This window comes from Streptomyces sp. Xyl84 (assembly GCF_059731885.1).
Genome location: NZ_AP029183.1, coordinates 1,424,739 through 1,437,887, shown reverse-complemented (window position 1 = coordinate 1,437,887; position 13,149 = coordinate 1,424,739). Strand labels below are relative to the sequence as shown.

At 71.8% G+C, this 13,149-nt stretch carries 9 protein-coding genes; 8 read left to right on the top strand and 1 reads right to left on the bottom strand.

The annotated features are described in order from the left end of the window. The first annotated feature begins 37 nt into the window (after positions 1-37). The 3 genes from cysC to AC6I72_RS37640 are packed head-to-tail and all read left to right on the top strand — an operon-like array spanning position 38 to position 2,822. Complete coding sequence (gene cysC, locus AC6I72_RS37650) at positions 38-598, top strand: adenylyl-sulfate kinase (RefSeq protein ID WP_498006311.1); 561 nt, start codon at positions 38-40, stop codon at positions 596-598. Then, positions 595-1,515, top strand: coding sequence for a sulfate adenylyltransferase subunit CysD (gene cysD, locus AC6I72_RS37645; protein ID WP_498006310.1), 921 nt, complete (start codon positions 595-597; stop codon positions 1,513-1,515). The genes cysC and cysD overlap by 4 nt, the downstream gene beginning before the upstream one ends. Continuing rightward, positions 1,515-2,822 carry a sulfate adenylyltransferase subunit 1 gene (locus tag AC6I72_RS37640; RefSeq protein ID WP_498006308.1) on the top strand — a complete coding sequence of 436 codons (1,308 nt, stop codon included), beginning with the start codon at positions 1,515-1,517 and terminating at the stop codon, positions 2,820-2,822. The genes cysD and AC6I72_RS37640 overlap by 1 nt, the downstream gene beginning before the upstream one ends. On the opposite strand, the gene AC6I72_RS37635 is transcribed toward AC6I72_RS37640, so the two are convergent. Then, positions 2,812-6,180 (bottom strand): condensation domain-containing protein, encoded by a 3,369-nt coding sequence (locus AC6I72_RS37635; protein ID WP_498006306.1) that lies wholly within the window; start codon positions 6,178-6,180, stop codon positions 2,812-2,814. The two genes, AC6I72_RS37640 and AC6I72_RS37635, sit on opposite strands and share 11 nt — an antisense overlap. A gap of 280 nt (positions 6,181-6,460) precedes the next feature. Here AC6I72_RS37635 and AC6I72_RS37630 point away from each other — a divergent pair, with 280 nt between their 5' ends. From AC6I72_RS37630 to AC6I72_RS37610, 5 genes are all read left to right on the top strand, one after another. Beyond that, entirely contained in the window at positions 6,461-7,861 is a 1,401-nt protein-coding gene (locus tag AC6I72_RS37630) for an MFS transporter (protein WP_498006305.1), read from the top strand. A gap of 82 nt (positions 7,862-7,943) precedes the next feature. Next, positions 7,944-9,827 (top strand): non-ribosomal peptide synthetase, encoded by a 1,884-nt coding sequence (locus tag AC6I72_RS37625; RefSeq protein WP_498006303.1) that lies wholly within the window; start codon positions 7,944-7,946, stop codon positions 9,825-9,827. A gap of 80 nt (positions 9,828-9,907) precedes the next feature. Beyond that, entirely contained in the window at positions 9,908-11,113 is a 1,206-nt protein-coding gene (locus AC6I72_RS37620) for a cytochrome P450 (protein WP_498006302.1), read from the top strand. A gap of 1 nt (position 11,114) precedes the next feature. Beyond that, positions 11,115-12,152 (top strand): methyltransferase, encoded by a 1,038-nt coding sequence (locus tag AC6I72_RS37615; RefSeq protein WP_498006300.1) that lies wholly within the window; start codon positions 11,115-11,117, stop codon positions 12,150-12,152. Further along, positions 12,149-12,904, top strand: coding sequence for a thioesterase II family protein (locus AC6I72_RS37610; RefSeq protein ID WP_498006299.1), 756 nt, complete (start codon positions 12,149-12,151; stop codon positions 12,902-12,904). The genes AC6I72_RS37615 and AC6I72_RS37610 overlap by 4 nt, the downstream gene beginning before the upstream one ends. The last annotated feature ends 245 nt before the right edge of the window (positions 12,905-13,149 follow it).

The following is a 13,149-nucleotide window of genomic DNA, read 5'->3' as shown; positions in this document are numbered from 1 at the left end:
TTTTCCTACTGTACCTGGAAGGCGGTTCGGATCGACCATGGTGATCGGGCCTGAATCATGTGACTGCGGCGTGACCGTCCTGCTGACGGGGCTGCCGAGTGCGGGCAAGACGACGGTCGCGTTCCTGGTCGCCGGGCGACTGCGCGACGCGGGACACCGAGTGGAGGTCCTGGACGGTGACGTCATGCGGAAGACACTGTCGGCAGGGCTCGGATTCGGCCGGGCGGACCGGCACGAGAACCTGCAGCGGATCGGGGTGATGGCCGAGGTCCTCGCCCGCAACGGCGTGATCGTCCTCGTGCCGGTGGTCGCGCCGTACGCCGACAGCCGCGACGCCGTCCGGCAGCGGCACACCGCGAGCGGGACCGCATTCCTGGAAGTCCATGTGGCCACGCCCGTGGAGGTCTGTGCGCAACGGGACGTCAAGGGCCTGTACGCCCGGCAGCGGGCCGGCGAGCTGACCGGTCTCACCGGGGTCGACGATCCCTACCAGGCGCCCGAGAAGCCCGACCTCGTCATCCCGACGGTCCGGCAGTCGGCCGACGCGTCGGCCTCCCTGCTCATGGACCTGCTCGTGCGGAAGCGGTTCGTGGCATGACGGCGACGACACCGCTCCCGCGCTACGGGATCAGCCATCTGGACGCGCTGGAGTCCGAGGCCGTGCACATCTTCCGGGAGGTGGCGGGCGAGTTCGAGAAGCCGGTGATCCTGTTCTCCGGCGGCAAGGACTCGATCGTCATGCTGCACCTGGCGCTCAAGGCGTTCGCGCCCGCGCCGGTCCCCTTCTCGCTGCTGCACGTCGACACCGGGCACAACTTCCCCGAGGTCCTCGCCTACCGCGACCGCGCGGTGGCCCGCCACGGACTGCGGCTGCACGTCGCCTCCGTGCAGGACTACATCGACCGCGGGGTGCTCAAGGAGCGCCCGGACGGCACCCGCAACCCGCTGCAGACCGTGCCGCTCACGGAGAAGATCCACAGCGAGCGGTTCGACGCGGTCCTCGGCGGCGGGCGCCGCGACGAGGAGAAGGCCCGCGCCAAGGAGCGCGTGTTCAGTCTCCGCGACGAGTTCTCGCAGTGGGACCCGCGCCGCCAGCGCCCGGAACTGTGGCAGCTGTACAACGGGCGGCACGGCCCCGGCGAGCACGTCCGCGTCTTCCCGCTGTCCAACTGGACCGAGCTGGACGTGTGGCAGTACATCGCCCGCGAGGACATCGAACTCCCCGGGATCTACTACGCCCACGAGCGCCCGGTGTTCCGCCGCAACGGCATGTGGCTGACCGCCGGCGAGTGGGGCGGCCCCAAGGACGGCGAACGCGTCGAGACCCGGCTGGTCCGCTACCGCACGGTCGGCGACATGTCCTGCACCGGCGCCGTCGACTCCGACGCGGTGACGCTGGACCAGGTCGTCGCCGAGATCGCCACGTCCCGGCTCACCGAGCGGGGCGCCACCCGGGCCGACGACCGGCTGTCCGAGGCCGCGATGGAGGACCGCAAGCGTGAGGGGTACTTCTGATGAGTGGATCCACCGGACGGTGGGCCGGTCCGTCGGCCACCGCACTGCTGCGTTTCGCGACGGCCGGGTCGGTCGACGACGGCAAATCCACCCTCGTCGGCCGTCTTCTGTACGACTCCAAGTCGGTCCTCACCGACCAGTGGGAGGCCGTCGAGCGCGCCTCCCGCCACCGCGGCCAGGACGCCCCCGACCTGGCGCTGCTCACCGACGGCCTGCGCGCGGAGCGGGAGCAGGGCATCACCATCGACGTCGCCTACCGCTACTTCGCCACCGCCCGGCGCCGGTTCATCCTGGCGGACACCCCCGGGCACGTGCAGTACACGCGGAACATGGTGACGGGCGCGTCCACGGCCGAGCTGGCCCTCGTCCTCGTCGACGCCCGCCACGGCGTGGTCGAGCAGACCCGCAGGCACGCCACCATCGCCGCCCTGCTGCGCGTCCCGCACCTCGTCCTCGCCGTCAACAAGATGGACCTGGCGGGCTACGAGGCGCGGGTGTTCGCCCGGATCGCCGAGGAGTTCACCGCGTACGCGACGGAGCTGGGCGTCCCGGAGGTCACCGCGATCCCGATCTCCGCGCTCGTCGGCGACAACGTCGTGGAACCGTCGGCGAACATGGACTGGTACGGCGGTCCCACCGTCCTGGAGCACCTGGAGACGGTCCCGGTCAGCCACGACCTGACCGGCTGCCACGCCCGCCTCCCCGTCCAGTACGTGATCAGGCCGCGGACCGCCGAGCACCCGGACTACCGCGGCTACGCGGGTCAGATCGCCGCCGGTGCGTTCCGCGTCGGCCAGGAGGTCACGGTCCTGCCCTCCGGCGCCACCTCGCGCATCAGCGGTATCGACGTGCTGGGCGAAGCGGTCGGCGAGGCGCGGGCGCCGCAGTCGGTGACGCTCCTGCTGGAGGACGACATCGACGTCGCGCGCGGTGACCTCCTGGTGCCGTCAGGGGACGGCCCGGTCGCCCGCCGGGACGTCGAGGCGACGGTCTGCCACGTCGCGGACGCGCCGCTCGCGGTCGGGCAGCGGGTGCTCCTCAAACACACCACCCGTACCGTCAGAGCCATCGTCGCGGAGATCCGGTCCCGGCTCGTCCTGGACGGGATCGTCGCGCACCCGGAGCCCGGGCAGCTGGTCGCCAATGACATCGGCCGGGTCCGGATCCGTACCGCGGAGCCGCTCGCCGTGGACGCCTACGCCGACTCGCGGCGCACCGGCTCCTTCCTGCTGATCGACCCGGCCGACGGGACGACGCTCGCCGCGGGCATGGCGGGTCCCGCGTTCGGCGCGGCCGTCACCGGCTGAGGGACCGCGGCTCCCGCTCCGTCACGGGCAGGTCGTCGATCGGGGTCCGCGGGCCGCGCGCCGCCACGGCGAGCAGCTCCAGCACCTGGTCGATCCGCCGGTAGCCGGTCGCCCGGTCCCACAGGTCGGTGTCGAGCTCCACCATCGCCGAGAGTCCGGAGGGGCGCAGCAGCCCGTGGAAGGCCATGTCGTAGCGGGCCGTGCCGTGGGAGACGAAGCGGTAGTCGCAGTCCAGGTCCGCGAACCGGGCGGGCATCCAGGACTCCAGCTGCAGTTCGCAGGTGACCTGGTAGATGGGGTGGGTACCGGGCACTCGCCGGGGCCGGACCGCCTGGACGATCTCCGCGAAGGGCAGCTGCTGGTGTTCGTAGGAGCGCAGGACGGCCTCGCTCACCCGCTGGACGAGTTCGTCGAAGCGGGGGTTGCCCGACAGGTCGAGCCGGACCGGGACGACGTTGAGGAAGCAGCCGATCAGCCGGTCGGCTCCCCGCTGCGTGCGGTTGGCGGTGGGGATCCCGATGACGATGTCGCTCTGGCCGCTCAGCCGTCTCAGCACGATCGCGACGGCGGCGCAGAACACGGTGAACGGGGTCGTGCGGCAGACGCCGGCCAGTTCACGCAGAGTGGTGGCCGCGTCGGCGGAGGCCGGTCGTTCCAGGAACTCGCCGCGGAAGCCGGCCCGGTCGCCGCGCGGGCGGTCGGTGGGCAGGCGCAGCGGGGCCGCTCCGGTCAGCTCACGGACCCAGAACCGCCGCAGGCGTTCGCCCTCCGCGCCGGCGAGGGAGTCCTGCTCGTCCTTGGCCAGGGTGGCGAGGTCGGTCTCGTGCGGCGGCAGGACCGGAGCGCGTCCGGCGGTCCTGGCCCGGTAGGCGGTGCTCAGCTCCTGCATCAGCAGGGTCTGGGACACCTCGTCGGTGACCAGGTGGTGGAACAGGAGCTGGACCTGGCCGCGGTCCGCCCCCAGCAGGATGATCCGGGCCCGCAGCAGCGGGCCGCGGGTGAGGTCGAATCCGGTGTAGGCGATCTCCTGTTCCAGGCGCCGCAGTTCGGCTTCGCGGGCGGCGTCGTCGTGGTCGGTCAGGTCGATCACGGGGACGTCGACCGGGGTGTGGGGACTGATCCGCTGCACCGGCAGGCCGTCGACCTCGACGAACGTGGCGCGCAGGCCCGGCTGGTGCGCGACCACGTCGTTCAGCGCCGCGGCGAACGCCCCCGGGTTCAGCGGTCCGGCCAGGTCCAGGATGAGCGGGATGGTGTGGGTGAGCGCGTCCGGGTCGGCCTGCTGGGCGAGCCACAGCTGACGCTGGCCGGACAGCAGAGGTGTGTCCACGGTCTGCGCGGTTTCTCCCGCCGGCTGCGCGGTGGCGGGGTGCGCGTCGTGCTGCTCCGGCGCGTCGGCGCTCTTCTCCGGCGTGGTGTCCGGCAGCGCGGCGAGGAGTTCGAGCATGCCGTCCAGTTCGGGTTCGGTCTCCCGCAGGTGGGCGGTCAGCTCTGCCGGGGTCGGATTCTCGAACAGCGCGCGGACCCGTACCCTGACGCCGAGTGTCTCCTGCATCTCGCTCACCAGCGCGGTGGCCAGCAGCGAGTGCCCGCCGCAGGTGAAGAAGTCGTCGTCCGGGGCGAGTCCGGGCACCTCGAGTGCCTGTGCCCAGATCTCCGTGACGAGGTCGAGGAGCCGGTCCTGGCCCGTGCCCGGACGGGCGTCCGCCACCGGGGCGGGTGTCTCCACCACGATCTCCAGCCGGCCCCGTGGATCGCGCCGGGCCGTGAGGCCGGTGGGGACCCCGGCGAGCAGCAGGTCCGTGGGGTGATGCACGGATCCTCCGGGCCGCAGCTCCAGGTCCTCCGCCCGGGCCCCGCGCAGTCCGGCCAGGACGGGCCGGTACTCGGGTCCGGGTGAGCGGTCGAGCAGGAACGTGACGGCTCCGCCGCCGGGCAGGTCCACCCGGAGTTCCTCCGCCGGCTTCCCGTCGGCCGGCTCCCGGTCGTCCAAGGCGAGACCGGCCGGCTCCGGTGCGCTCAGTTCCAGTTCCGGCAGGCGCAGCGCGGGCCGGGCCAGCCACTGCCGCAGCACCCCCGCGTAGTCGTCCACCAGAGCGTGTATCCCGTCCGGGGTGTAGAGGTCGCTGTCGTACTCGAGCCACAACCGGACCTGGTCGCCGGTGACGTCGATCTCGGCGACGGTGTCGAAGCGGCCGCGGTCGCGTTCGACGTCCAGGGTCCGTACCGGCTGTCCCCCCAGGGTCAGTTCGCCGACGGCGTCCACGCGCGGCATGAACATGTGCTGGATCAGCGGGGGCCGGTCGGTCGGGCGCGGGGCGGCCGCGGCCCGCACGATCCGGTTGAACGGCAGCCTGCCGTGCTCGACGGCGGCGGCCACCGCGGCCGAGCAGCGGGACACCGCGTCGGCGAGGTCCGGTGCGCCCGCCAGGTCCAGCCGCAGCGGGACGGTGTTGGCGAACTGCCCGACAAGCGGCTCCAGCTGGGGAACGGTCCGGTTGGCCGCGAGTACGCCGAGTATCAGGTCCGTGTCACCGGTGGAGCGGGTGATCATGGCCGCCCAGCCCGCCAGGCACAGGGCGTAGGGCGAGGCGTGCAGGGTCCGTGCGGTGTTCCGCACGGCGGGTCCGTCGACTCCCCGCAGGACGAGGCCGACGCGTCGGCCGGCGCCTCGGCGGACACGGCGGCGCGGGCGGTCCGGTCTGACGTCCAGGGCGGTGGGCGCGTCACGCAGGGTCTCCCGCCACCACGCGGTGTCGGGTTCCTGGACGGCCGGGAGCAGCGAGGCATGTTCCCACTGGGTGAAGTCGCCGTACTGGAGTTCGGGTTCGGGTACCGGTGAGGGGGCCCCGGCGAGCGCGGCGTCGTAGTCGGCGGCCAGCTCCGACAGCAGGAGCCGGACCGCGGTGGCGTCCGCGAAGATGTGGTGCACGGCCAGGGCCAGGGTGTCCTCGCCCGCCGGGTCGCTGTCGCGCAGCAGCAGGAACGCGATCCCGCATCCGGCGGCGGGGTCGATCCCGGTCGCGGCGAACCGGGACAGTTCCCGGTCCCGGGCCTGACGTGCGTCCGCGTCCCGGTCCGGGGAGGGGAGAGTGGTGATCGTCAACGGCAGCCGCTCGGGCACGGGGAGCACCACTTGGCTCGGCTGTCCGTCGTGCAGCCGTACCGCGCTGCGCAGGATCTCGTGCCGGGACAGCAGGGCGCCGACCGCCGTGCGCAGAGCGGCCGCGTCCAGTGGGCCCCGCACCGCCAGCGCCACGCACTCGGTCAGCGGGGCCTGTTCCGTTGCCGATCCGTCCGAGGACCAGAAGTGCTCCTGGATGACCGCTAGGGGCATGTAGTCTTCGTAGTCTCTCATGGACATACGATATCGTGACGCGCAGACACTTGCCCAGGGGCGCGCCGGGGGCGGAGGGTTGTCTTCAAGCCACTTGCCCATCCGATCCGGTCGGGTGATCTCGTCATACGTGCCGACTCTGCGGAAGGACTGGATGCCCGATGCAGACTGAATGTACGGTTCAGCCTGGCCGCATGTGACGCCGTCGTCGATTGTGGTGTGCGTTGAGGGAGTTCGTCTGCCAGCACCCGACCGGACACGGCGTCTCGCACCGAATTCCTGCAATGAGGAGCCACAGGGCATGACCTCGACCAACTCGTCATCCGGGACGGGGACCACTCCGGCAGCGTCAGAAAGTGCCGGGGCAGAGGTCTCGCCCACATCGCCGCCGGAACCGTCCGGCGACACGTCCGCCCCCACGGGTGGCACGAGCACGAAGCCGCGCTCCGTCCTGTTCCGCAACCGCGACTTCGCTCTGGTCTGGGGCGGCGAGTCGATCAGCCTGCTCGGCAGCGAGATCAGCGTGGTCGCGCTGCCGCTGCTCGCCGTCATCACCTTCGGCGAGGGCGCGTTCGGGGTCGGCATGCTCATCGCCGCCCAATGGGTTCCGTTCGTCGTGCTCGCGCCGCTCATGGGGGTGTTCACCGACCGCCTGAACCGGCGGATGCTGATGCAGCTGTCCAACGCGGTCCGCTTCGTCGTCCTCGGCTCACTGCCGCTGGCCTGGGCGCTGGGCAACCTGACGATGGTCCACCTGTACGCGGCCGCGCTCGTCAAGGGCGTCTTCGACGTCGTCTTCCAGCTCGCCTACCAGGCCTACCTTCCGCAGCTGCTGGCGCGCGAGGACCTGGTGGACGGCAACGCCAAGACGCAGCTGAGCCGCTCGGTCGCCCTGATCTTCGGACGCAGCGGTGGCGGCGCGCTGGTCAGCGCACTCGGCGCCGCGCGGGCGATCACCGTCGACGCCGTCTCCTACCTGCTGGCGGCCATCGCGCTGGGTTTCGTACGGTTCCGTGAGCCCGAGAAGCAGCAGACCGCGCGCGGTCTGAGCGCCACGCTGGCCGACCTGCGTGGTGGCATCACCATGACCTTCGGCAACAGACTGCTGCGGTATCTGACGCTGATGGCCACCTTCGGCAACACCGCCGTGTCCATGGTCCTCGCGATGATCATCGTGTTCGGGTACGACGACCTGGGACTGAGCGCGGCGCAGGTCGGGCTGACCCTCGGTGTCGGTGGCGCCCCGGTGGTGGTCGGCGCGATCCTGTCCCGCCGGATCAACGAGCGGCTGGGCATCGGCCGCACCCTGCTGATGACCCACTCGATGCTGGTGGTGGCGTTCGCCCTGCTGCCCGTGTCCCAGGCCGGCGGGACCGGGTTCGCCGTGGCCGTGCTGATCGTCTCCCAGGGCATCTCGTCGTTCACCACACCCGTGGGGAACGTCGGGGTCATGACCCTCATCCAGAAGGCCACGCCGCCGCAGGCGATGGGCCGCGTCGGCGGCGTCTCCCTGCCGCTCGTCTGGGGCGCCAACGCCGTCGGCCCGCTGCTGGGCAGTGCCGTCGCCGTGACGGCCGGCAACAGCGCCGCCTTCTACCTGGCCTCCGCGCTCGCCCTGTGTGCCGTGCTCTGGATCCTGGCCGGTTCGGTGACCCGGCTGACCGACGACGTACCGGAGGACATGCGACTGGTCGTCGGCTGACCGACGGTCCGGCGACCCGACGACCGACCCGTACGGCCGGACCGCCCTGCACGGCTCATCCCCCTTCAGAGAAGAGGACTCCATGATCCGCCAGCAGGACGCTCCGGCCGTACCCGGGGCCGGGCCGGCCACCACGGTGGTCTCCCGTATCGAGCTGTTCGCCCGCGACACCCCCGATGCCCCCGCGGTCCGGCACGGCGAACGGGAGCTGACCTACCGGGACCTGGACCGGCGTGCCGGGCAACTCGCCTCGGAGCTGGTCGAGTCGGGAGTACGACATGGCGACATGGTCGCCATGTACCTGGGCCGCTCCATCGAGTGGGTGGTCGGCATGCTCGGCTGCCTGAAGACGGGCGGTGTGTGCATGCCGCTGGACCCGGCCGTACCCGCGGAACGGTTCGACCGGGCGGTCGCCGCGGCGCGCCCCGCGGCCGTCGTGACCGCGGTTCCCGGCCGTGGTACGGGCAACCCCCTGCCCGCACTCCCCGCCGGGCTGCCCGTGGTCACCCTCGACGCGAGCGCTCCGCTCCCCGCAGAGACACCCGGCGGCGGACTCGCCCCGCGTGCGCAACCACGGTGCGAGGACCTCGCGTACGCGATGTTCACCTCCGGTTCCTCCGGTGAGGCCAAGATCGTGCTGGCCCAGCACTCCTGGCTGGCGCTCAGCGCCGCCCGCAGCGCCGCGGTGAACGCCACCACCGCCGCCGACCGCGGTTCCTGGCTCGGCGCGGCCGGCGCCGGGATCGCGCTGCACGAGGTCGGCGGTCTGCTCTGGCAGGGGGCCCAGCTCGTGATCGGCGACCACGAGGTGATCGCGTCACCGCCCGCCCTGCGGGACTGGCTGCTCGCCGAGCGGATCACCCAGAGTTTCGTGATCACCCCCGTCGGCGAGGTCCTGCAGAATCTGCCCTGGCCGCGCGAGTGCGCGCTGCGGCTCCTCACCCTGGGCGGTGACCGGCTGAACCGGTGGGGGCCCGCGGACCTGCCGTTCGAGGTCGCCGTCTCCTACGGCAGCCTGGAAGCCTTCCAGATAGCCAACTCGTGCCATCCCTGGTCCCAGAGGTGCACTCCCGCCACGGCCACCGACGCCGACCGCGCCAGCGCCCCGCCTGTCGGCCGGCCGATCGCCGGGGTCACCGTCCACCTGCTGGAGGACGACGGCCTGACACCGGTCGTCGACGGGATCGGCGAGGTGTGGATCGACTCGGACTGCCTCAGTCTCGGGTATCTGGGCGATCCGGCGCAGACCGCGGACCGGTTCCGGCCCAACCCGTTCGGCGCCGCGGGCAGCCGCATCTACCGCTCGGGCGACGCGGGCAGGTTCCGTCCCGACGGGATCCTGGAGCACCACGGCCGGATCGACAACATCGTGAAGATACGCGGCCACCGGGTGGAGCTCGGGGATGTCGAGTGGGCGCTCGGGCAGCACCCGGACGTCGACCAGGTCGCCGTGGTGGCGACCTGGGACGGCGACCAGCGCCGCCTCGTCGCCTGCTTCGTCGCGGCACGCGAGATCGCGCCGCTGGAGCTGCGCGACCACGCGGTGGAACGGCTGCCGGACTGGATGGTCCCGGTCGCGTACGTGCAACTGGACGAGTTCCCGCTGAACACGTCCCGCAAGATCGACCGCCGCAGGCTGCCCCCGGCCGACTGGTCCCGGGGACGTCCGTCGCGCCCCTGGCGGGCACCCGCACCCGGAGCGCAGACCGAGCTGGCCCGCCTGTTCGCGGATCTGCTGCAGGTGGACCGGGTCGGAGCCGACGACCACTTCGTGGAACTCGGCGGCGACTCCCTGCTGCTGGCCCGGTTGCAGAGCAGGATCGAGCAGCGCTTCGGCGTCCGGATCGAACTGCCGGACCTGATGGCCGGCCCGACCGTCGTCGAACTGGCCGGACGCATCCCGGGGGCCACCGCCGGGCGCACCGGCGCGGCCGCGCTGCCGCCCATCGTGCCCCGGCGCCGCTGAGCACCGTCCGCCGGCGGCGCCGCCCCGGCACTCCGCACGAGACACCTCGTCCGACCGAAGACATCGGCAGGGAGGCCTGCATGACCACCGAAGCCGCGGACGCCACCGACCGGCTGGTGACCGCTTTCGACCACCACGACCCCGGATACACCCCGCGGACCGCGGAGCGGATCAACACGGAGATCCGTGAGCGGGGGGTGACGTGGTCACCGGCGTACGGCGGCATCTGGATACTGTCCCGGTACGCGGACGTGCGCGCCGCCCTGACGGACTGGCGTACCTACAGCTCGGCCCGCGGCGTGCACTTCCCGCGCGCCGAGGGGATGCCGATGTTCTCACCCATCGACTACGACCCCCCGGCGCAGCGCGGGATACGTGAGCGGATGGCCGCTCCGATGACGGGCGACGCCGTCTCCGCGATGGTGCCTGAGCTGCGCCGCATGGTCGCGCGGCTGCTCGCGCCGCTGGCCGGGCGCGGCCACGGGGACCTGATGGCCGAGTTCGCGGAGCCGTTCGCCATCGAGGTGCTCGGAGTGGCCTTCGGGCTTTCCGAGAGCTGCCGCGCCCGGATCCGCGAGGCGACGCGGACGATGTGGACCTACATCTCGGCCGACCGGGACGCGAGCAAGTTCTGGCCCGCCTTCCACGCCCTGCTGGCCGAGGAGGTCGAGCGGGTGCGCGACGAGCCGGACGGCAGCTATCTCGCCCGGCTCGCGGCCATGCGGCGGGACGGTTCGCCGTTGCCGGACGAGGAGCTGTACTCGATCATCGTCAGCTTCTGCGTCGCCGGGCACGACAACACGATGAACTCGATCACCCGCCTCGTGCACACGCTGGCCCAGGATCCCGCACTCCAACTGAGGCTGCGCCGCGAGCCGGAGCTGCGCCCGGCCGTCGCGGAGGAAGCCCTGCGCCGCTGGTGTCCCACCGACCGGTTCACACGGGTCACCACCCGTGAGGTCACCGTCGCGGGCACCGTCATTCCGGCGGGTGCCCGGGTGGTGCTCCTGTTCGACGCTGCCAACCGGGACCCGGAGAAGTTCCCGGATCCCGACACCTTCGATCCCGACCGCGGCAACTCCCATCAGCACCTCAGCTTCGGGCACGGCATCCATCACTGCATGGGGGTGCACCTGGCCCGCGCCGAGTTCGCCGCCGTGCTCGACGAACTGTCCCGGCTGCCGCTGTTCGACCTGGAGCAGCCGAGCGACCTGCATTTCGAGAACGGTCGGCACATCATGTTCGACCGGGTGTCGGTGCGGTTCCGCACCGGAGAGGAGCACTGACATGGCCGCCGGTTCCGGCTCCGGGACGCCTCCCGGCACCCCGCCTCCGACCCTGCTGACCGACCTGGCGACGGGGCTGTGGAAGACCCAGACCCTGACCGCGGCGATCGAGACAGGCCTCTTCGAAGCCCTGGCCGCCGGCGACGCCGACGCTCCCGAGACGGCGCAACGGCTCGGCATCGGCAAGCGGCCGGCCGAGATCCTGCTGACCGCGTGCACCGCGCTCGGGCTGCTGGAGCAGCGGGACGGGCGCTATCGGAACACCGCCGTCGCGGCGCACTACCTGGTGCCCGGCCTGCCCGACTACTTCGGCGGTTACGTGCAGATGGTGGCCCGGTACACCGCGCCGGGGTGGCTTCGGGCGACCGAGGCGGTACGCACCGACGCCCCCACCAAGCCGGTGCCCGACCCGGACCGGAACATGTTCGAGGAGGGCAACCGGCCGGAGTCCTTCTGGGAGGGGCTCTTCACCTTCTCCACCCTGACCGCCCGCCAGCTGGCGGCGTCGGTGGACCTCTCCGGTGTCCGCCGGATCATGGACGTCGGCGGCGGCGCGGGCGCCACGCTGATCGAACTGTGCCGGCAGCACCCGCACCTGAGCGGCACCGTCGTCGACCTGCCGCACGTGTGCGCACTCGCCGGCGAACGCATCGCCGCGGCCGGTATGACCGGACGCATCGACACGGCCGCGGCCGACTTCTTCGCGGATCCGCTGCCCTCCGGGCACGACGCCGTCCTGCTGTCGATGATCCTGCACGACTGGGACGAGAGCCAGAACCGGAAGATCCTCGCCTCCTGCCTGGACGCGCTGCCCTCCGGCGGCACCGTCCTGATCAGTGAGCTGCTGGTGGACGACGACAAATCCGGCCCGGTGGACGCGGCGCTGATGAGCATGAACATGCTGGTGGGCACCTGGGGACGGAACTACACCGGCGCCGAGTACACCGACTGGCTGCGCGACGCGGGCTGCTCCGAGGTGCGCACGGTCCGGTTCGCCTCACCGGGGGCGAACGGTGTGGTGGCGGGGGTGAAGGCATGATGGAGCCCCGTCAGCGGCGCTGGTTCCTGCGCGAGCCGTCGCCCGACGCCCGGATGCTGCTGCTGTGCATGCCGTACTCCGGGTGCGGCGCCTCCATGTACCGGGCCTGGCCCGCCACCATCGGTGAGGCGGAGGTGGTCCCGCTGCAACTGCCCTGGCGGGAGAACCGGATGCGCGAGCCGCACTTCGGCACCTACGAGGAGCTGGCCGCCGCGCTGCTGGACGACGTCGGGGAGCTGCTGACCTCCCGGCCCTACGCGCTGTTCGGGCACTGCGGGGGCGCCCTGCCGGCGTTCGAGACGGTGATCGGGATCGCGGAGCGCGGGCTGCCCGCGCCGGTGCGGTATTTCGTGTCGAGTCAGGTGGCTCCGCAGGACGGTCCCTGGGGTCGTTTCCTCGGGCTGGACGACCAGGGTCTGCGGGACGAGATCGCCGGGCTGCTGACCGCGATGGGCGCCGCCGCCTCCGCCGACGAGCTCGTCGACCTGTTCATCGACGTGATGCACGCCGATCTGGAGGCCAACCGGAAGTACTTCCGTCCGGCCGGTACGGTGCCCTGCCCCATCACCGCGCTGGGCTGGGACGACGATGTCGAGGTACCGCACCGTCTGATGGGCGGCTGGCAGGCCTGGGCGCCCACGGACAAGGTGGTCCTGCCGGGGACCCACTACACCTTCCTGGACGCGCCGTCCGCGCTGGTCCGGGTACTGGCGGACCGTCTCACCCTCGGCTCCGGCTCCCTCGCGCCGTGACCCGCCGCCGGGACCAGTAAGAGCTGCGAACAAAAGGGGCGCCCGGCTCGCGGTGTCCGGCACGCACGCTCGCGGCGTTGCCGAAAGGCCCTGGTAGCTCCGCTACAAGGACCTTCCGGCGCCTTGCGATCGCACGCACCGGACACCGCCCGCTGATCGGAACCCACTTTTGTTCGCAGCTCTAAGCGGCATTTGAAGTATTGCGTTGACTCCAATGTTGCCTGTTGGATGAGCCTTTGAAGTAT

What these genes read in the sequence shown, in the direction of transcription:
- cysC (WP_498006311.1), top strand. Translation starts at nt 38, where the DNA reads ATGGTGATCGGGCCTGAATCATGTGACTGCGGCGTGACCGTCCTGCTG.
- cysD (WP_498006310.1), top strand. Translation starts at nt 595, where the DNA reads ATGACGGCGACGACACCGCTCCCGCGCTACGGGATCAGCCATCTGGAC.
- AC6I72_RS37640 (WP_498006308.1), top strand. Translation starts at nt 1,515, where the DNA reads ATGAGTGGATCCACCGGACGGTGGGCCGGTCCGTCGGCCACCGCACTG.
- AC6I72_RS37635 (WP_498006306.1), bottom strand. Translation starts at nt 6,180, where the DNA reads ATGAGAGACTACGAAGACTACATGCCCCTAGCGGTCATCCAGGAGCAC.
- AC6I72_RS37630 (WP_498006305.1), top strand. Translation starts at nt 6,461, where the DNA reads ATGACCTCGACCAACTCGTCATCCGGGACGGGGACCACTCCGGCAGCG.
- AC6I72_RS37625 (WP_498006303.1), top strand. Translation starts at nt 7,944, where the DNA reads ATGATCCGCCAGCAGGACGCTCCGGCCGTACCCGGGGCCGGGCCGGCC.
- AC6I72_RS37620 (WP_498006302.1), top strand. Translation starts at nt 9,908, where the DNA reads ATGACCACCGAAGCCGCGGACGCCACCGACCGGCTGGTGACCGCTTTC.
- AC6I72_RS37615 (WP_498006300.1), top strand. Translation starts at nt 11,115, where the DNA reads ATGGCCGCCGGTTCCGGCTCCGGGACGCCTCCCGGCACCCCGCCTCCG.
- AC6I72_RS37610 (WP_498006299.1), top strand. Translation starts at nt 12,149, where the DNA reads ATGATGGAGCCCCGTCAGCGGCGCTGGTTCCTGCGCGAGCCGTCGCCC.